Genomic DNA, 17,608 nt, shown 5'->3' on the forward strand with positions numbered 1-17,608 from the left:
TGCCTATCCCTTCAGCGTCTCGACAGCGCGCCAGTCGACCTCGAGCCCGAAGCCGGGCTCCTCGGTCAGGTACACACGCCCATCGCGATAGGCCGCGCCGCCGTGGAAGATGCGATGGTGGATCGGATGGAGCGCATCGTTGCCGACCGACTCCGCGGCGAAGGCGGCATCGCCCAGCGACGAGACGAGATGGGCGTGGAGATGGGCAGCCGTATGCGGCGCCACCATCACCCCCTTCATCTGCGCATAATGTGCGATGCGCAGCGCCTCACTGAAGCCGGCATAGCGCGTGCAGTCGAACTGGACGTAGCGGACAGCGCCCGAATCGATGAAGTCGCGCACCGTGAAGCGGTGCCATTCGCGCTCGCCATGAGCGAGCGGGATCGGCGAGGCCGCCGCCAGCCGGACGAAATCCGCCGGCTGCAGATACCAGTGCAGCGGCTCCTCCAGCCAGAAGATGTCGTAGGGCGCAACCGCATGGGCGAAGCGGATGCAGCCTTCGACATCGTAGGGCGCGTTCATGTCGAGCATCAGCAGCACGTCGGGGCCGATGGTCTCGCGCACAGCCCTGACCCGCTTGACCTCGTCGGCAAGCGACAGCGCGCCGGTCTTCAGCTTCACCGCGCGGAAGCCCTTGGCAACATAGGCGCCGAGCTCCTCGGCGCAGGCGAAGGGGGATTCGCTCTCATTGTAGAAGCCGCCGACCGCGTAGGTGAAAACGTCGGTGCGCGTGCCGCCGAGCAGGCGGAAGACCGGCAGATCGGCCGCCTTGCCGCGAATATCCCAGAGCGCGATGTCGATACCGGCCATCGCGGCCATGAATTGCGGGCGCTGGTTGCGCGGCAGCGGCGGCGGCAAGCCATCCCAGCCGCCGATGCCGCCAGGACGCGGCACGGTGACCGAGAACAGCGTCTGCCAGATCTCGTTCGGCGCCAGCGGATCCATGCCCACGATCACCGGCGCAAGTTTCGCGAGCAGGTCGCAGACCGTTGCCTGCGGCCCCGTCGAAATCTCGCCGATGCCGGTTATGCCTGCATCGGTCCTGATCTCGACCAGGATGAGCTGCGCCTTGTCGAAGGGTTCATGCGCCGTCCAGAGCAGCTTCTCGAACGGCATCGAGAGCGGGTGGATGCGAAGCTCGGTGATCTTCACGGGGCCGTCCTCTCCGGCAGGGGCAGGCGCGGCCGCTCGGGATCGACGATCAGGTCGGCTGCGCGGATGCGCTCGCCACGCTGGAAGGCGAGCATGTTCTCGAAGGAATGGTTGGCCATGATCGCAATGTCGTCGACCAGGCTGCCGGCCGAGTGCGGGGTCAGCACGACATTCTCCAGCCCACGCAGGGCCGAGCCCGGCGCGAGCGGCTCCTCGGCGAAGACGTCGAGCCCGGCGGCCGAAAGCTGCCCGTTCTCCAGCGCGGCGACGAGGTCGTCCTCAACCACGAGCTCGCCACGCGCGACATTGATCAGCACCGCGCCTCGCTTCATCTTCGCGAGCGCTGCGCCGTCGATCATGCCTCGATTGGCGGCCCCGCCCGGGCAGTGCAGCGTGACGACGTCGCTTTGCGCATAAAGCTCGTCGAGCCCGGCATAGCGGGCGCCCGACGCCGCCTCGTCGGCAACCGGACCGCCGCGCTTGTAATAGAGAATCCTGCAGTCGAACCCTCGAAGCTGCCGCGCCACCGCCTTGCCGATATTGCCGAAGCCGACGATGCCGACCGTCTTGCCATGGAGCCGTTGCGAAACCGGCCTGAGCTCGGCCGGAATCCAGCGTCCCTCGCGCACCGCTCGGTCGGCGACCACGATCCGCCGCATCGCGGTCAGCATCAGCGTCACCGCGTGTTCGGCCACGGTATTGGCATTGGCGCCGGCGGTGATCGCCACGGTGATGCCGTGCCGCGCAGCCGCCGCGACGTCGATCTTCTCGTAGCCCGTGCCCCATTTCTGGATGAAGCGGACATGGCTCGCCTTCGCCATCATCCCGTCCGTGACCGGCGCGACGACGAGCAGCATGTCGCTCTCGGTCAGCATCGCCTCGGTCATGTCCTCCGGCCGCTCGGCATAGGAAAGATCGAAGTTCCCGGGCGCGATCCGGTCGATCACGCCCTGCGCGAACGGATCGAAGACGAAGCCGAGACAGGCAACGCGGTAGCGCCTGCCGGGTTGAGCATTGTCGTTCATGGCTGGACCGGCGGATGCGCGAAGATGTCGTGGTTGAGATCGGAAACGCGGCGGCAGCCGACATAGCCCATATTCTTCTCGAACTGGGTCGCGAACAGCGCCAGCACCTTCTCGGCACCGGCCTGCCCACCCGCGGCGATGCCATAGAGCGTCGCGCGGCCGACCAGCACGGCCTTGGCACCAAGCGCGACCGCCTTGACGATGTCGCTGCCCTGCCTGATGCCGCTGTCGAGCAGCACGGTGGCGCGGTCGCCGACCGCCTTCACCACCTCCGGCAGCATGTCGATCGTCGCGATCGCGGAATCGAGCGCGCGGCCGCCGTGATTGGAGACCACCACGGCGTCGGCGCCCTGATCGACGGCACGGCGCGCATCGTCGCCGCTGAGAATGCCCTTCACCACCAGCGGACCGGGCCAGGCCTTGCGGATGCGGCCGATGCCCTCCCAGGTCATGGAATGGCTGTTGGCCGGGCCCTTGCTCTGGGCAGTGGTGATGCGGCGCCGATACTTGTCCGGATAGTTCTCGTGGCGCGGCATGCCGCCATTCATGACATAGCGGCCGATCACCCCGGCGACCCAGCGCGGGTGCCGCGCCATGTCCATGACGAAGCGTGGGTTGAGCGAGATCGGGTCGGTGAAACCGTTGCGGTCGTTATATTCGCGCGTGCGGCCGAGCGCGGCATCGATGGTGACGACGAGCGCCTCGAAGCCGAGCTTCTTCGCCCGCTCGATCATCTGGAAGGAGAGATCCTCCTCCTTCCACATATAGAGCTGGAACCAGAGCCGGCCACCGGCTTCCTTGCCCGCCTCCTTCACGATCGTGTCGATGGCGGTGATCGAGTTCGCGGTAAGGGTGAAGGGCACGCCGGCGGCGGCCGCGGCCTTGGCGAGCGCGAGCTCGCCCTGGTACCAGCACAGGCCGGCTGCCCCGGTCGGCGCGATGGCGAGCGGGAAGGCGATGCGCTTGCCGAAGATCTCCGTGCCCATGTCGCGTTCGCTGAGATCGACCAGAAAGCGCGTGCGTAGCTTCAGCCGCTCGAAACCGGCCATATTCTCGGCCAGGGACAATTCGCGCTCGGCGCCGCGGTCCATGAACTCGAAGATACCCTTCGGCAGATGCCGGCGCGCAGCCTCGCGCATGTCAGCGAGATCGTGGCAGCGGCTCAGTCGTGTCATCGGGCAGGCCTCTTCATCGCATCCCGGCAGGCAGCCTACGCCGCCGCCTCGCCGCCCTGTGCTGCAAGTTTGTTGATCCTGTGCTGCGAGCGCAGCGACCAGACGAACATCGCCGCCGACAGCACCATGCAGGTCCCGGAGATCGGGTGCATGAAGATGTCGAGATAGGAGCCGTCCGACAGGGTCAGCCCGGCGCGCAGGCTCTTCTCGGTGATCGGCCCGAGCACGAAGCCGATGACGAAGGCGCCGAGCGAGAAACCGGTCTTCTCCATGCAGAAGCCGACCACCGCGAAGCAGAGCATGATCAGCACGTCGAAGACGCGATTATTGTCGGCGAAAGCACCGATCAGGCAAAACAGCAGGATGATCGGGAAGAGATACCAGACCGGCACGGTCATCAGCTTGATCAGGTAGCGGATGCCCGCCGTCATGATCACGAACAGCACGAAATGCGAGATCAGGCAGGCGGCGAAGATCACATAGACGATCTCCGGATGCTGGTTGAACAGCAACGGTCCGGGCTGCAGTCCGTGAATGACCAGCGCCGCGAGCAGGAAGACGTCGGTGACGCTGCCGGGAATGCCCATCGCGATCAGCGGCACGAGCGCGCCGCCCACGGTGGCGTTGTTGCCGCATTCCGACGCGACGATGCCGTCAGGGTGGCCGGTGCCGAACTTTTCCGGCGTCTTCGAGCTGGTCTTGGCCACGGTGTAGGAGACGAGCGAGCCAACGGTCGCGCCGATGCCGGGCATGATGCCGACCCAGGTGCCGATCACCGAGGAGCGGATCAGGTTCCACCATTGCGCTTTCCATTCGCGCATGCTGATCCACATGCTGCCCATCGTGGTCTCGACGGTCTCGACCTTGCGCTCGACCTCGATCAGGTCGGACATGACCTGCGCCACCGCATAGGCGCCGATGAGCACCGCGAGCGTCGAGAAGCCGGCGTCGAGATCATGGATGCCAAACGTAAGGCGCAGGTTGCCGGCCGAGGGGTCGGTGCCCGGCATCGAGACGAGGATGCCGAGCAGGCCCGAGATCAGTCCCTTGATGATCGAGCCCTGGCCGAGCGCCGCGATGAGCACCAGTGCCATCATCACCAGCGCCAGCAGGTCGAAGGGGCGCAGGCGGACGGCGATCTCCGAGAGCGGATAGGTCAGCGCCACCAGCGCCGCCCATGACACGAGCCCACCGAAGAGCGAGGCACCCACCGCATAGCCGAGCGCCTTGCCCGGCTGACCCTTTCGCGCCATCGGATTGCCGTCGAAGGTGGTGACGATCGAGGACGGCTCGCCGGGAATGCGCAGGAGGATCGCGGTGACCAAACCGCCGGCGATGGCGCCGACATACATCGAGACCATCAGGGTGAGCGCATTGTTGACCGTCATGTAGAAGGTCAGCGGCAGCAGCAGCGCGATGCCCATCGCGCCGGTGACGCCCGGAATGGCGCCGAGCAGGACGCCGAGCGCCGTGCCGCCGACGAGGAACGGCAAGGTTCCCGGCGAAACGACGGCGAGGGAAGCGGAGAGGAAGCCTTCCATGGTCTTGGACTTTCCGGGCCGTGGTCAGGGCAAATCGACGCCGAAAAGGCCGCCGAACAGGTAGGTGAGGCCGAAACCGACGGCGAGCGAGAGCGCGGCCGAAGGCAGCAGCGAGGCCTTCTCGAAGCGCTTGATCGTGATGCTCGAGAGGAACAGGAAGAGCGAGCTCGACGGGCCGAAAGGCAGCTTGAGGTAAAGCAGCACGAGGCAGCCGACGAGATAGGCGGAGACGGCCACGGCGAGCCAGGGCCGCCGCTCGAAATCCTCCTCCTCCAGTTCGCCGGGCGCCTTCAGCACCGGCGGCGGGGCGCCGAAGAAGGTCTGGAACAGGGCGACGATGCTGAGCACGATGATGGTGACCGCGACGATGCGCGGCATCGTGCCCGAGCCGAGCGGGTCATAGACGCCGGCCTTCAGCTTCAGCGAATCCCAGTAGACCAGGGCCGAGGCGAGCATGATGGCGAGGATGACGCCGCTGTCCTTGAGCGCTTTGCTCATCGAGATCGTCCGTTCGCGAGGATGTTCGGCGGCGGGACCCGAGGCCCCGCCGCGCGCGGAAGGCGAAGGTCAGTTCTTCATCCCGGCCGTCATCGGCCGCAGGCGCTCGAGTTCGCCGGCGAGCTGCTGCTTGAGCTCGTCGCCGGTCCTGACCTCCATGGTCATGCCGAGCTTCTCGCGGAACTCCTTCTGGACGGTCTCGGTCGCCAGCGCCTTCTTGAAAGCCTCGACCAGAACCGCGATGCGCTCCTTCGGCGTGCCCTTCGGCGCATAGAGATTGTGCTCGTTGCAGAACACCGCATCGTAGCCAAGCTCGCGCGCCGTCGGCACGTCGGCAATGGCCGGATCGCGCTTCTCGCCGAGCACCGCGAGCGGACGCAGGCCGCCGCCGCGGAAGGCGACGATCTCGCCGACGCCGAAATTGCCGAGGGTGATGATATTGCCCTTGATGCCGGCATAGCTCTCGGCCGCGCCGCCGAGCTGCACCTTCTTGAAGTCGGCGCCAGGGCTGGCCTTCTCCATCACGGCGACCGCCATGTGGTTGGCGCTGCCGATATTGCCGCCCCAGACGATCGAGCGCGGCTTGGCCACGATCGCGTCCATCAGCTCCTTGTAGCTCTTGTAGGGGCCGGTCTCGCTGACGCCGGCGACCATGCATTGCCGGTTGATCGAGATCACCGGCTCGAAATCCTTGTAGCCGAAATCGTTGAGCCCTGCCGCCTCCTGGATCAGCATGGCCGACTGGTGGATCAGGATCGTGTAGCCGTCCGGCGGGGCGTCCTTGACCTGCCTCGCGCCGATCGAGCCGCCGGCGCCGCCGACATTCACGGCCGCGATCGGCTGCGGCAGCAATTTGTTCTGCTCGATCGCGATCTGGAGGATGCGCGCCGAGGCGTCGGTCGCGCCGCCGGGATTATAGGGGATGATCCAGCGGATCGGCTTGGTCGGATAATCCTGCGCCGAAGCGGCGGGCGCGGCGCAGAGGCCGGCGAAGGCGAACGCGCAGGCAAGAGCATGTCCCGCAAAAGTGGACACCACTTTTGCGGTGAGGACATGCTCCAGCTTACTGATTTGGCGAGAATTTTTTTCGTTCGACCGCTTCCGGTCGAACGGAAGTCGCGCAAGGGCTGTGCTGAGCTTCATGATGTTCCCTCTCCGTAGCCGCACCGGACCACGGGGGGCCGAAGCCGCCCCTGCCCGACGAGACCTGTTCTGTCTCCCCGCATCGGGGCTCTGCGGCCCCTTGCTGCCGTGCAGCCTGCGGTTCGTCGGAAGAGGTAAGGGAATCGGATCGGGACTTCTGTCTTGTACCCGACAAGTTTTCGCCAATCCGCGCGGAGCGCGGCTCAGGCGTTCAACACGGCGGCAGGATCGAGCCTGATCGGCAGGCATTCGAGTGGCGCGACCTCGACGGCATCGGGCTCGACGGCCGGAACGAAGAGCCGGCGCCCGATCCGGCGGATATGGCCGGAGGCTTCCAGCGAGACCAGCAGCGTCGTGACGCTCTGGCGGGACGCGCCGACCATCTCGGCGATTTCCTGATGGGTGAAGTGCCCATCGATCTCCCATTCGCCGCCGCGGTCGATGCCGTAGAGCGTCGCGAGATGGCGCACCGCCATGGCGATACGCTGTTCCAGCGTCGACTCGCCGAGGATGCGGATGACGCGCTTCAGGAGCTCGCCCTTGAACTCGGAGATGGCGAGCGCGCAGCGCAGCGCCCGCGGCGAGCGCTCGATCAGCTGCAGATAGTCGGCGCGCCTGAGCCAGAGCACCCGGCAATCGACCAGCGCCTGCGCCGACCAGGAATGGTTGCCCGACCAGGGCGTGCAACCATGGGCGCCGACCAGCATGCCGTCGCGATAGTAGGAGGTCGTCTGCGAATTGCCGTTGTGCTGGACGTAATGGACCTTGATCGTCCCGCTCCTGATGACGAACAGGTTATCGGACGGATCGCCCTGATGATACAGGAGCTGATGCTTGGCCACCGTCCGCTCGATCGCCGAGGCGAGCAGAAAATCGCGATCATCGGGATCGAGCATTTCCAGCAATCTCGGATAGCGCTGGTCCCTGAACGCATGTGCCTTGGTCACGTCTGCCCGCATTGCGCTGTGACACCGTCTGATTACCGGGGTGGGCGCCGGCTTCCGCTCGCGCCCGGCTAATATTCAAGCGCCGCCCGGGGCCCAGGGTCAATGCATCGTACCGATACAGAAAAACTATCAAACGCCATGCAGACTTGTATTGGACACAATCGATGAAGCGCCGCTCAATCCAGGCGAACGCGACGGCGGGACAGCCGCGCGCACGCCAAGGAGACCTCCATGACTGCCGACCATCGCCACAAGGGCAACGCGGGCTTCATTTCCGATGACCGGATCGGCCCCTCGCCGAAGCCGATCGATGCCGCGGTGATCGCCCGCTACAAGAAGCTCAACGACGCGACCGGCACGATCTCCGATATTCTCGACAGCAAGGGCATCCGCGGCACGATCGGCGCCTCGAGGCTCCTGCCGAGCATTGCCGGCGCGACGATCGTCGGCCGCGCCATCACCGTCCGGAACACGCCCCAGCCCTCTGACCCCTATGCCGCCGTCTCCGAGAACGACAACCTGATGTGCGAGGTGGAAGGCATTCACCAGGCCGAAGCCGGCGACGTGCTGGTGATCCAGGGGCTGGAGGACATCTCCAACATGGGCGGCATCATGGCCACGGTCGCGACGCGCCAGAAGCTCTCCGGCGCTGTCGTGGATGGCGGCGTCCGCGACATCGGCCATTCGCGCAAGCTCAACTTCCCGATCTGGTCGAAGAACGTCTCGCCGATCACCGGCAAATGGCGCTGCGTGACCCAGGAGATCAACGGCACTGTCGAGGTCTTCGGCCTCTCGGTCTCCCCGGGCGATCTCGTGGTGGCCGACGAGACCGGCATCTGCTTCGTCCCGCAGGACCTGATCCTCGAGGTGCTCAAGCTCGCGGAGGAGGCCGATGCCAAGGAGGTGGAATGGGTCGAGAAGCTCGATGCCGGCCTGAGCATCCCCGACCTCGTCAAGCGCATCTACGTGAAATTCCCGCATCAGCAGAAATAGGCACGCCGTCACGACATCCTACGCAACCCGCCGCCGGCAATGGCGGCGGGCAATCATAAAAGAAACGCTCAGGGAGAGAATACATGCGCCGAATTGGCTTGATCTGTGCCGCCGTCGCGCTGGCATTGGGAGCGGCGGACCTCGCCGTCGCGCAAACCTATCCGTCCAACGCGATCCAGCTCGTCATCCCCTACCCTCCAGGCGGCTCGGAGGCTTTGGGCCGCAAGATCGCTGCGACCATGTCGAAGAATATCGGCCAGCCGATCGTGATCAACAACATCGCCGGCGCCTCGACGCAGATCGCCAGCCTCAAGATCAAGGAGGCCAAGCCCGACGGCTATACGATGTATGTGTCGAGCCCGCCGGAATTCGCCACCGGCCCCGCCTTCTACGCCAATCTCGCCTTCGATCCGCTCAAGGACTTCACGCTGGTCTCCTACCATGCGGAAGCGCCCTACCTGCTGCTGATCAGCGCCAAGCTGCCGGTGAAGACCTATGACGAGTTCCTCGCCTACCTGAAGAAGAACCCGAACGATGTCCGCTTCGGCTCCTACGGGCCGCTTTCGCAGGTCGATATCCTCGCCCGGCGCTTCAAGAAGGACACCGGCATCAATTTCGACATCGTGCCCTACAGTGGCGGCTCGCCGGCCTTCAACGCCCTGATGGCGGGCGAGATCCAGGCCGTGTTCGCGACGCCGATCCCGACGCGCGGCTTCATCACCGACAACCGGATGATCCCGGTCGCGGTCACCACCGAGAAGCGCTCGAAGCTCTTCCCGAACGTCCCGACGCTGAAGGAGGTCGGCCTGCCGATCGTCGATTCCGCCTCCTACGGCATCGTCGGCCCGGCCAACCTGCCGGCGAATATCGTCGCGTTCTGGGGCCGCGAATGGACCAGGGCGATGAACGACCCGGAGACCAAGGCCTTCATCGAGGACATGGGCGTCGAGATCGTGGCCTCCTCGCCGGAGCAGTTCCGGACCTGGCTGGTCGACAACACCAAACTCTGGAGCCGGCTCGCCACCGAACTCGGCATCGACAAGAAGAAGTAGGATGATCCGGCTGCGCAGCCCGAAGAACGTTCTCGCCGGGCTCCTCTTCATCCTGTTCGCCGCCGTGCTCGGCTGGCAATCCAGCAAGCTGGAGCTCGGTACCGCGGGCAGGATGGGGCCGGGCTATTTCCCGCTGCTGTTGGCGCAATTGCTCGGGCTGCTCGGCCTCGGCGTGCTCGTCGGCGGCCTTCGCCGGGACGGGGACGCCCTGCCCCGGGCCGACTGGCTCGGCCTGCTGCTGATCACCGCGGCGATCGTCGCCTTCGGCTTCATCCTGCCGCGCGGCGGCTTCATCGCGGCCGTGCTGGTCTGCAGCGCGCTCTGCGTCGCGGCAAGCCGGCCGTTCAAGCCGCTCGCTTCCGCGCTCTTCATCCTCGGCCTCATCGCCTTCTGCACGATCGTCTTCGTCTGGGGGCTGAAGATGCCGGTGCAGCTCCTGCCCTGAGACAGGCGCCGCCATCTCGACGCCAGACGGAGCGGCGCCCGCCCGCTCCAGGATGGAAGCATCATGCTCGATAACCTGCTACTCGGCTTCTCGGTGGCGCTGTCGCTCGACAACCTCGCCTATTGCCTCGCCGGCGCCCTGCTCGGAACCCTGATCGGCATCCTGCCCGGCCTCGGCCCGGCCGCGACGGTGGCGCTGCTTCTGCCGATCACCTTCACCATGTCGCCGGTCTCCTGCTTCATCATGCTCGCCGGCATCTATTACGGCGCGCAATATGGCGGCTCGACCACGGCGATCCTGCTGAAGATGCCGGGCGAGACCTCCTCGGTCGTCACCGCCATCGACGGCCACGAGATGGCGAGGCAAGGCATGGCCGGCAAGGCGCTCGCCACGGCGGCGATCGGCTCCTTCATCGCCGGCAGCCTGTCGGTGCTGCTGCTCGTCTTCTTCTCGCCGCCGCTGGCGGAACTCGCGCTCAATTTCGGTGCGCCCGAGTATTTCTCTGTGATGGTGCTCGGCCTCATCGTCGCGGTGACGCTCGCCTCGGGCTCCGTGCTGAAGGCGCTGGCGATGGTCGTGCTCGGCCTCTCGCTCGGCCTCGTCGGCCAGGACCAGTTCTCCGGCGAGTTCCGCCTGACCTTCGGCCAGCTCGAACTCTCCGGCGGGCTCGACTTCGTCGCGGTGACGATGGGCCTCTTCGCGGTCTCGGAAGTGGTGAAGAACCTCTCCGACACGACCGAACGCGGCGTCGTCACCCAGAAGCTGAAAGGGCTCTGGCTCACCTGGACCGACTTCAAGGCGATCATCATGCCCGTGCTGCGCGGCACAGGTATCGGCTCGATCCTCGGCGTGCTGCCTGGCGGCGGCGCGGCGATCGCCTCCTTCGTCTCCTACTCGCTGGAGAAGGGCATCTCGAAACAGCCGGAGACATTCGGCAAGGGCGCCATCGCCGGCGTCGCCGGTCCCGAGAGCGCCAATAACGCGGCGGCCCAGACCTCCTTTATCCCGATGCTGACGCTCGGCATTCCCGCCAACCCGGTCATGGCGCTGCTGATCGCCGTGCTGATCATCCAGGGCATTACGCCTGGCCCGCGCGTGCTGACGGCGCAGCCGACACTGTTCTGGGCACTGATCGCCTCGATGTGGATCGGCAATCTGATGCTGGTCATCCTCAACCTGCCGCTGATCGGCATGTGGACCAGGCTGCTCACCCTGCCCTACCGCTATCTTTTCCCGGCGATCATCGTCTTCAGCGCCATTGGCGCCTACAATACCGACAGCAGCGTCTTCGAGGTCTATGTCCTCGCCGCCTTCGGCCTGCTCGGCTACCTGCTGATGCTGCTCGACTGCGAGCCCGCGCCCTTCCTGCTCGGCTTCGTGCTGGGACCGATGCTGGAGGACCATTTCCGCCGCTCGATGCTGATCTCGCGCGGCGACCCGATGATCTTCCTGCAGCATCCCATCGCAGCGACGTTGCTCGCCATCGCCGCGGTCGCGCTCATCCTCGCCGTCATCCCGACCGTCCGGCGCAAGCGCGACGAAGCGTTGCAGGAATGAGCAGGCCATTCCCGCGCTCCGCTTTCCTGTCTAGTTTCGCCTGACCGCCGGCGGAGACCGGCAGCAGATGCGGACCTCCCTGAGCATGGGTACCGACCGACCCGCCCGCGGCAGCGGCGCCGAGACCAAGGTCGCGGCCGACGACATGGCGCTGATTCCCGGCCGGCCGGCGCAGCCCGAATTCCATCGCGGCCATCTCGGCCAGCGCCTCAACCTCAATCGCCTCCGCTATTTCGTGACGGTGGCGCAGGAGCTGCATTTCGGCCGCGCCGCGCGCAAGCTCGGCATCTCCCAGCCGCCGCTCAGCCTGCACATCAAGGCGCTGGAGGATGAAATGGGCTCGCCCCTGTTCATCCGCGCCAACCGTCAGGTCGTCCTCACGGCGGCCGGGCGGATGCTGCTCGGCCACGCGATCGGCCTGCTCGAGCACGCCCAGCGCCTCGACGAGATCATGCAGGGCGTCGGCACCGGCGATCTCGGCGAGATGTTCGTCGGCTGCGTGCCCTCGGCGATGTACGACGTGCTGCCGCGCATTCTCTCGCCTTACCGGGCGCGCCATCCGCGGGTCCATGTCGTGCTCAAGGAAGGGCACACCATGGATGTGATGAATGCGGTGCAGGAGGGCCAGGTCGATATCGGCGTCGTCTGGCGCAATGCCGCCGGCCCCTCCCTCGGCATCCAGCCGATCCTGAGCGAGCAGTTCGCCGCACTGGTGCCGATCGGCCATCCGCTCAGCCGGCAAAGCGTGCTGTCGCTCGACCAGCTCGCGAGCCAGCCCCTGATCCTGCCGCCGCGCAAGATCTCGCCCTATCACTACGACCACATCATCGCGGCCTTCGCCAAGCTGGGCCTGAGCCCGCGTATCGAATACGAGGTGCCGACCATCCTGTCGCAGATCGGCTTCGTCGCCTCGGGCTTCGGCATTGCGATCTCGCCGAGCTTCGCCCGACGCTTCATGACCGACCAGATTGCCCTCATCCCGATCGCGGAGCAGATGCCCTCGGTCATCCTCTCGCTGGTCTGGAACGAAACCCGTCCCTCCCCGGCCGTCGATCTGTTCCGCCAGGTCGCGAGCGAGATCTACGATGGCCGCGGTCTGTTGCCGTCGGCCGCACCGACAGGTTCGGCTCGAGCCCAATAACCGATGTCAGTCTAGAGCATTTTCGAGCGAAGTGGAGACCGGTTCGCGTGAAGAAAATGCGTCAAAACAAAGAGATAGAGAATTTTCACGTTTCGGAGAAGCGCGGAAATGCTCTACCGCCGCTGGCTCTTGACCAGCTCGAGGATGCCGGTTTCGGCGACGACCTGCCGTAGCTTGGCCGTTTCCGACGCCCAGCGCGCGCCAAAGCCGGCGGCGTTGAGATAGACGGGCTCGGAGCCGAGCTTGGCGATGGCGTCCTTGACTTCGGGATCGGCCATCGCCGCCGCGAAGACCTCGTCGAGCCTGGCGGCGATATCGGCCGGCAGCCCCTTCGGGGCGGCGACGCCAGTCCAGGACACAATCTCCGCATCGTAGCCCAGTTCCTTGGCGGTCGGCACATCCTTGTAGAGCGGATCTTCGCTGCGGGTGGCCCCGAAGCTGAGCAGGGGGCGCAGCTTGCCGGCCTCGATATGCGGCTTGTAGTCCACGGTGCTGCCGGCGGAGACGGCGATATGGCCGCCAAGCAGCGCGGTCAGCAACACGCCGCCGCCGTCGAACGAAACCGGCTCGATCTCGATGCCGGCGGCGCGCGCGAGCTGCGTCGGGCCGATATGCGAGGAATTGCCGAAGCCGGTGATCCCGTACTTGATCTTCCTGGGATGGGCCTTGGCGTCGTCGATGAGGTCCTTCGCCGTCTTCCAGGGCGTGTCGGAGCCGGTGACGAGGACAGGCGGCGTCACCGTGACCTGCGCGATCGGCTGCAGCGCGTTCGGATAGTCATGCCGCGAACCGCCATAGAGCGGCTGCAGGACCATGGTGCTGGTGACCATGCCGATCGTGTAGCCATCGGGGCGAGCGCCGACGAGTTCGTTGAGGCCGGTCATCGTGCCGGCGCCGGGCTTGTTCTCGATGATCAGCGGCTTGCCGAGGCGAGTCTCGACGGCCTTCGTCAGGATCCGCCCCATGATGTCGGTCGAGCCGCCGGCGGGGAAGGGCACGATCACGCGGATCGGCCGCTGCGGATAGCTCTGGGCGGAGGCCGGCAGTGCCGCGAACAGCGGCGCGAGACAGAGGGCCGCCAGCGCCATGCGACGGGTGCGAAGCTGATTCTGCATGTGTCTCTCCCTGATGACGTTCTTGTCGTTGTGCGTGGTGATCACCGCGGCGCCGAAGCGGCTTCCAGAGGCGCGCTGCCGAAGCGGCGCCTCAGCTCGAGACCGATGCGGATGACGATGAAGAGAGCCGCGGCGCCGAGCATGATGCCGCTGAACGGCCGCGACATCAGCGTGACGAGACTGCCATCCGCGAGAACCATCGACTGGATAAAACCCTTCTCGATGAGCGGCCCGAGGAAAAGCCCGATGATCAATGGCGCCACGCTGTAGCCGGTGCCCTTCAACACCCAGCCGAGCACGCCGAAGGCGATGGCGAGCCAGAGGTCCGAGAGGTTGTTGCCGATGAAATAGGTGCCGCTCAGCACGATGACGGCGACCAGCGGCATCAAGATGCCCAACGGGATGCGCAGAAGGCTGGCGAAGACGCCGACGAAGGGCAGGTTGATGACCAGCAGCATGACGTTGCCGACGACCAGGCTCGCCACCAGGCCCCAGAACAGATCCGGGCGGGTGCTCACCAGGTTGGGGCCGGGCGTGATGCCATGGATCAGGAAGCCGCTGAGCAGGAGCGCGGCGCCGGCGTTGAACGGCAGGCCAAGCGACAGCAGCGGGATCAGGGTCGAGGTGTCCGCGCCGTTATTGGCGGATTCCGGCCCAGCCACCCCCTCGATCGCTCCGGAGCCGAATTGGTCGCGCCCACGGCTGAACCGCTTCTCGACGGCGTAGGACAGGAAGGTCGAGATCGTTCCGGATGGTCCGGGCACCAGTCCGATCAGGAAGCCGATGACGCTGCCGCGGAAGATGGCGGGGATCGACCGGCTCAGCTCCTCGCGTGTCGGATAGAGGTCGCGGAAGGCGATGCGCGGCGGCGAGACCGCCGAATCGCCGTCGGCCGCCGTCTGCAGCACCTCGGCCATCCCGTAGACGCCCATGACGACGATGATGAACGAGACGCCGTCGAGCAGGATGTCGCTCGACATGGTGAAGCGTTCGACGCCGGTCATCGGATCGATGCCGATCGTGCCGAGCATGACGCCGACGACGACCATCAGGCCCGATTGCACCATTGACTGGCCGCTGATGCCGGAGAGCACGACCAGCGCCAGCACGGCGATGCAGAAATACTCCTGCGGCCCGAAGGCGAGCGCCCAGCCTGCGATGGTCGGGGCGAACAGCACGAGCCCGACCAGCCCCAGCATGCCGGCGAAAAAGGAGCCGAGGGCCGCGACCGAAAGCGCCGCTCCGGCGCGCCCGCGCCGGGCCATCGCGTAGCCCTCGACGCAGGTCACGACCGAGGCTCCTTCGCCGGGAACGTTGAGCAGGATCGAGGTGGTCGAGCCGCCATAGGCCGCGCCGTAATAGATGCCGCCGAAGATAACGAGGGCCGTGAAGGGATCGAGCCCGAAGCTGATCGGTATCAGCAGCGCGATCGTGCCGGAGATGCCGAGGCCGGGCAGCATTCCCGCGAAGGTGCCGAGCAGCACGCCGACGCCCGCCGCGACGAGGTTGCCCGGCGTCACCGCGAGCTGGAAGCCTTCAAGGAGGGCGTGGAAGGAGGTCATGGCAGATAGGTCATGGGAGGGCGGTCATGGCAGGGGCAGCTTGAGGACGAAGCCGAAGAGCAGCCAGATGATGGCGGAAAAGGCGCCCGCGATGACCAGCGTCTGGAGGAGCCCGCGCATGCCCCGGCTGACCAGCAGCAGGGCCAGCGTGGCGGCGAAGGTCGCCGGGAGGAAGCCGATCTTGCCCAACAGCGCCGCATAGGCGGCCAGAACGGCGAGGAAGGCCAGGGCGCGTTGCGGCGAAAGGCCGAGCTCGACCGGCCCCGGCGAGCCCACCCGCCAGACGCGGACGAGGTTGCCGATCGCCAGCGCGACGCCGATGCAGCCCGCTATCGTGGGCACGAAGCCGGCCCTCGGATTGTTCCAGACGCCGAACGAGAATCCGGTCGCGGCGTAGAGATAGAACGAGCAGCCGGCGAGCAGCGCCAGCGCCACGGCGAGCTGGACCGTCCGTGCCGCTGGCCCCGAGCGCTCTGCAGAGTTCAACGGCCCTACTCCACGACGGCCGGCTGCGCAGTTGCCTGCGGCATGTCGGCGAGGCGGCCCGACAGATCATCGCGCAGGGTCAGCAGGCGCTCCCAGCCGAGCATGTTGTAGGCGGCGAAGTGCTGATCCGTCGCTGCGGCATAGGCCTTCATCTCCCCGGCGAGAGTCTGCAGGAGGTCGAAGGCAGCATCGATCCGCGAGCGCACCTCGCGCGCGAAGGCACCGTCATCCGTCGGGCGATCGAGCAGGAATTTCGTCAGGATGCAGGCGTGGACAGCGGCACGCCATCCCGCCACATAAAGCCTGAAGGTCTCCATGCGGCCGACGAGATCCGTATGGGCCGCTTCCGTCAGGGCGGCAGGTGGATCGGATGCCAGGGCCGGCTGCAGCTCCACCAGCCTCAGCGCCTCGTCCTTTTCGGCCAGGATGGCGCGGACATTGGCGTCCGAGGTTTCGAGCGCGTTCTCCTTCGAGGCATCCCAGTCCTTCAGGCTGTTCTTCTTCTCGGCCAGCCACCAGGCATGATCGAGGCTGACGGGATAGTTGCTGGAGTCGGAGAAGACGCAGTCGTTGACGTACAGGCTCTTCGACACGATCTCCCAGGACCGGGCGAAGAGGCGCGCGCTCCAGTCGGCGGCGGCATCGAGCTCGGCATCATCAGCGCCCTGCCTGGTCATCCCGGTCTCGCTCAGCCAGGAGCGGTGGATCGTCCGGTCGGTCACCGCCGCATCCACGGCAAGCGCCGCTCCGGCATGGAGATTCAGCCGGTTGGGCGTGTGGAAGCAGGAATGTCCGTCGAGGCTTTCCCAGTCGGTCCGCAGGATGACGCCCTCGACGCCATGGCGCAGCGCCGTCTCCATGCGCTTGCGATAATCGTCGATGATGACGGCGGGCCCGATGCCCCAGCCGAAATACTGGCCCATGGTGTCGAACTCGACCCATTGCCGGTGATTGCCGACATCGCCGAGCCGCGGGTTGTCGGGGAAGGTCGGATAGTAGTCGTGCGGCGTGTTCTTGAGGCTGACGATCACGTCCTCCGGCAGGCCGGAGATGGTCTCTGCAAGCTCGGTTTGCGCCTTCTTGTCGAAGACGAAGTCGCGGATCATCAGCTCGCGGCCGGCGGCACGGATCGGCGCATGCATCGCCATGATCAGTTCGCGGTACCAGCGCTGCGGCGTGCTGCCCTTGCAGGCCTCGCATGTGCACCGGTTCGACGAGATCGCAAGCCGGCTTTCCCCCGTGCCCGGCGCCGTGATGATGCCGGCGATCCCCGGCAGATCCTGGAATAGCTCGGTGTATTTGGCGTCGACGAACTCCCACCAGAAGGGATCGTTCGGGCAAAGCGTTCCGCCTTTCACGAGCTGCGGATTGAGCTCGAGGAGGATATCGGGAAAGGACAGCTCCTTGTTCTCGAACCAGACCTCGATGCCGTGCCGCCCGGCCAGATCGATGACGCGTCGCAGGTAGTCGCGGCGCTGGTACGGGCCGCTGCGGCGCGTCGGCGTGTATTTGTAGAGCTTGGGATAAATCTCCCGGTAGCGCTCGAAGATGTTCCGCCCCGCGTCGGACGCCCCGAAGAGCGTGCCGGGATAGACGACCATGTCGACAATGTCGTTGCGGTGCAGGATGAGCGAGGTCATCTCGTGCCGGTGCGCAAACTCGATGCCGCGGCGGATCCAGTCGAAATTCCAGACATAGCCGCTGTGGAATTCGATCGCCCGCTTCGCAAATCTCGCCATGCCGTCACTCCGCAAAGAGCGAGGCGCAAAGGCGAGC

General features: G+C 66.0%; 16 protein-coding genes. 5 read left to right on the forward strand and 11 right to left on the reverse strand.

Annotation, left to right across the window (positions count from 1 at the left end; genetic code table 11):
• Window positions 1–3: 3 nt before the first annotated feature.
• From EV560_RS10415 to EV560_RS10445, 7 genes are all read right to left on the reverse strand, one after another.
• On the reverse strand, window positions 4–1,152 hold the full coding sequence (locus EV560_RS10415; RefSeq protein ID WP_131855690.1) for a mandelate racemase/muconate lactonizing enzyme family protein: 1,149 nt from the start codon (window positions 1,150–1,152) through the stop codon (window positions 4–6).
• Window positions 1,149–2,177 carry a 2-hydroxyacid dehydrogenase gene (locus tag EV560_RS10420; protein WP_131855691.1) on the reverse strand — a complete coding sequence of 343 codons (1,029 nt, stop codon included), beginning with the start codon at window positions 2,175–2,177 and terminating at the stop codon, window positions 1,149–1,151. The genes EV560_RS10415 and EV560_RS10420 overlap by 4 nt, the downstream gene beginning before the upstream one ends.
• Window positions 2,174–3,352 (reverse strand): alpha-hydroxy acid oxidase, encoded by a 1,179-nt coding sequence (locus EV560_RS10425; RefSeq protein ID WP_131855692.1) that lies wholly within the window; start codon window positions 3,350–3,352, stop codon window positions 2,174–2,176. Before EV560_RS10425 ends, EV560_RS10420 begins: the two co-directional genes overlap by 4 nt.
• A gap of 35 nt (window positions 3,353–3,387) precedes the next feature.
• A complete protein-coding gene (locus tag EV560_RS10430; RefSeq protein ID WP_131855693.1) occupies window positions 3,388–4,893 on the reverse strand; it encodes a tripartite tricarboxylate transporter permease in 1,506 nt (501 codons plus the stop codon).
• Between the two features lie 24 nt (window positions 4,894–4,917).
• The gene (locus tag EV560_RS10435; RefSeq protein ID WP_131855694.1) at window positions 4,918–5,391 is read right to left on the reverse strand and encodes a tripartite tricarboxylate transporter TctB family protein; all 474 of its coding nucleotides are present in this window, start codon (window positions 5,389–5,391) and stop codon (window positions 4,918–4,920) included.
• Window positions 5,392–5,460: 69 nt separating this feature from the next.
• Entirely contained in the window at window positions 5,461–6,426 is a 966-nt protein-coding gene (locus EV560_RS10440) for a Bug family tripartite tricarboxylate transporter substrate binding protein (RefSeq protein WP_165923407.1), read from the reverse strand.
• A gap of 311 nt (window positions 6,427–6,737) precedes the next feature.
• Window positions 6,738–7,481, reverse strand: a complete 744-nt coding sequence (locus EV560_RS10445; protein WP_165923408.1) for a Crp/Fnr family transcriptional regulator — start codon at window positions 7,479–7,481, stop codon at window positions 6,738–6,740.
• 231 nt (window positions 7,482–7,712) lie between these two features.
• On the opposite strand from EV560_RS10445, the gene EV560_RS10450 reads away from it, so the two are divergent.
• The 5 genes from EV560_RS10450 (at window position 7,713) to EV560_RS10470 (ending at window position 12,669) form a co-directional block, all read left to right on the forward strand.
• On the forward strand, window positions 7,713–8,474 hold the full coding sequence (locus EV560_RS10450) for an RraA family protein (RefSeq protein WP_131855697.1): 762 nt from the start codon (window positions 7,713–7,715) through the stop codon (window positions 8,472–8,474).
• A gap of 83 nt (window positions 8,475–8,557) precedes the next feature.
• Complete coding sequence (locus EV560_RS10455) at window positions 8,558–9,526, forward strand: Bug family tripartite tricarboxylate transporter substrate binding protein (RefSeq protein WP_131855698.1); 969 nt, start codon at window positions 8,558–8,560, stop codon at window positions 9,524–9,526.
• Between the two features lies 1 nt (window position 9,527).
• Window positions 9,528–9,971, forward strand: coding sequence for a tripartite tricarboxylate transporter TctB family protein (locus EV560_RS10460; RefSeq protein ID WP_131855699.1), 444 nt, complete (start codon window positions 9,528–9,530; stop codon window positions 9,969–9,971).
• 63 nt (window positions 9,972–10,034) lie between these two features.
• Entirely contained in the window at window positions 10,035–11,528 is a 1,494-nt protein-coding gene (locus EV560_RS10465) for a tripartite tricarboxylate transporter permease (protein ID WP_131855700.1), read from the forward strand.
• Window positions 11,529–11,595: 67 nt separating this feature from the next.
• Window positions 11,596–12,669, forward strand: coding sequence for a LysR family transcriptional regulator (locus EV560_RS10470; protein ID WP_131855701.1), 1,074 nt, complete (start codon window positions 11,596–11,598; stop codon window positions 12,667–12,669).
• Between the two features lie 113 nt (window positions 12,670–12,782).
• Here the strand turns inward: EV560_RS10470 and EV560_RS10475 are convergent, their stop codons facing one another.
• Genes EV560_RS10475 through EV560_RS10490 form a run of 4 tightly spaced genes read right to left on the reverse strand, consistent with a single transcriptional unit; the run spans window position 12,783 to window position 17,571 of the window.
• Entirely contained in the window at window positions 12,783–13,784 is a 1,002-nt protein-coding gene (locus tag EV560_RS10475) for a Bug family tripartite tricarboxylate transporter substrate binding protein (protein ID WP_131855702.1), read from the reverse strand.
• A 41-nt stretch (window positions 13,785–13,825) separates the two neighbouring features.
• Window positions 13,826–15,346: a tripartite tricarboxylate transporter permease gene (locus EV560_RS10480; RefSeq protein WP_131855703.1), complete on the reverse strand. Its 1,521-nt coding sequence runs from the start codon at window positions 15,344–15,346 to the stop codon at window positions 13,826–13,828.
• 24 nt (window positions 15,347–15,370) lie between these two features.
• Complete coding sequence (locus EV560_RS10485) at window positions 15,371–15,832, reverse strand: tripartite tricarboxylate transporter TctB family protein (protein WP_131855704.1); 462 nt, start codon at window positions 15,830–15,832, stop codon at window positions 15,371–15,373.
• Between the two features lie 5 nt (window positions 15,833–15,837).
• Entirely contained in the window at window positions 15,838–17,571 is a 1,734-nt protein-coding gene (locus tag EV560_RS10490) for a hypothetical protein (protein ID WP_131855705.1), read from the reverse strand.
• Window positions 17,572–17,608 lie beyond the last annotated feature (37 nt).

The sequence above is a fragment of the Allobosea sp. BK604 genome, assembly GCF_004341515.1.
Lineage (GTDB): Bacteria > Pseudomonadota > Alphaproteobacteria > Rhizobiales > Beijerinckiaceae > Allobosea.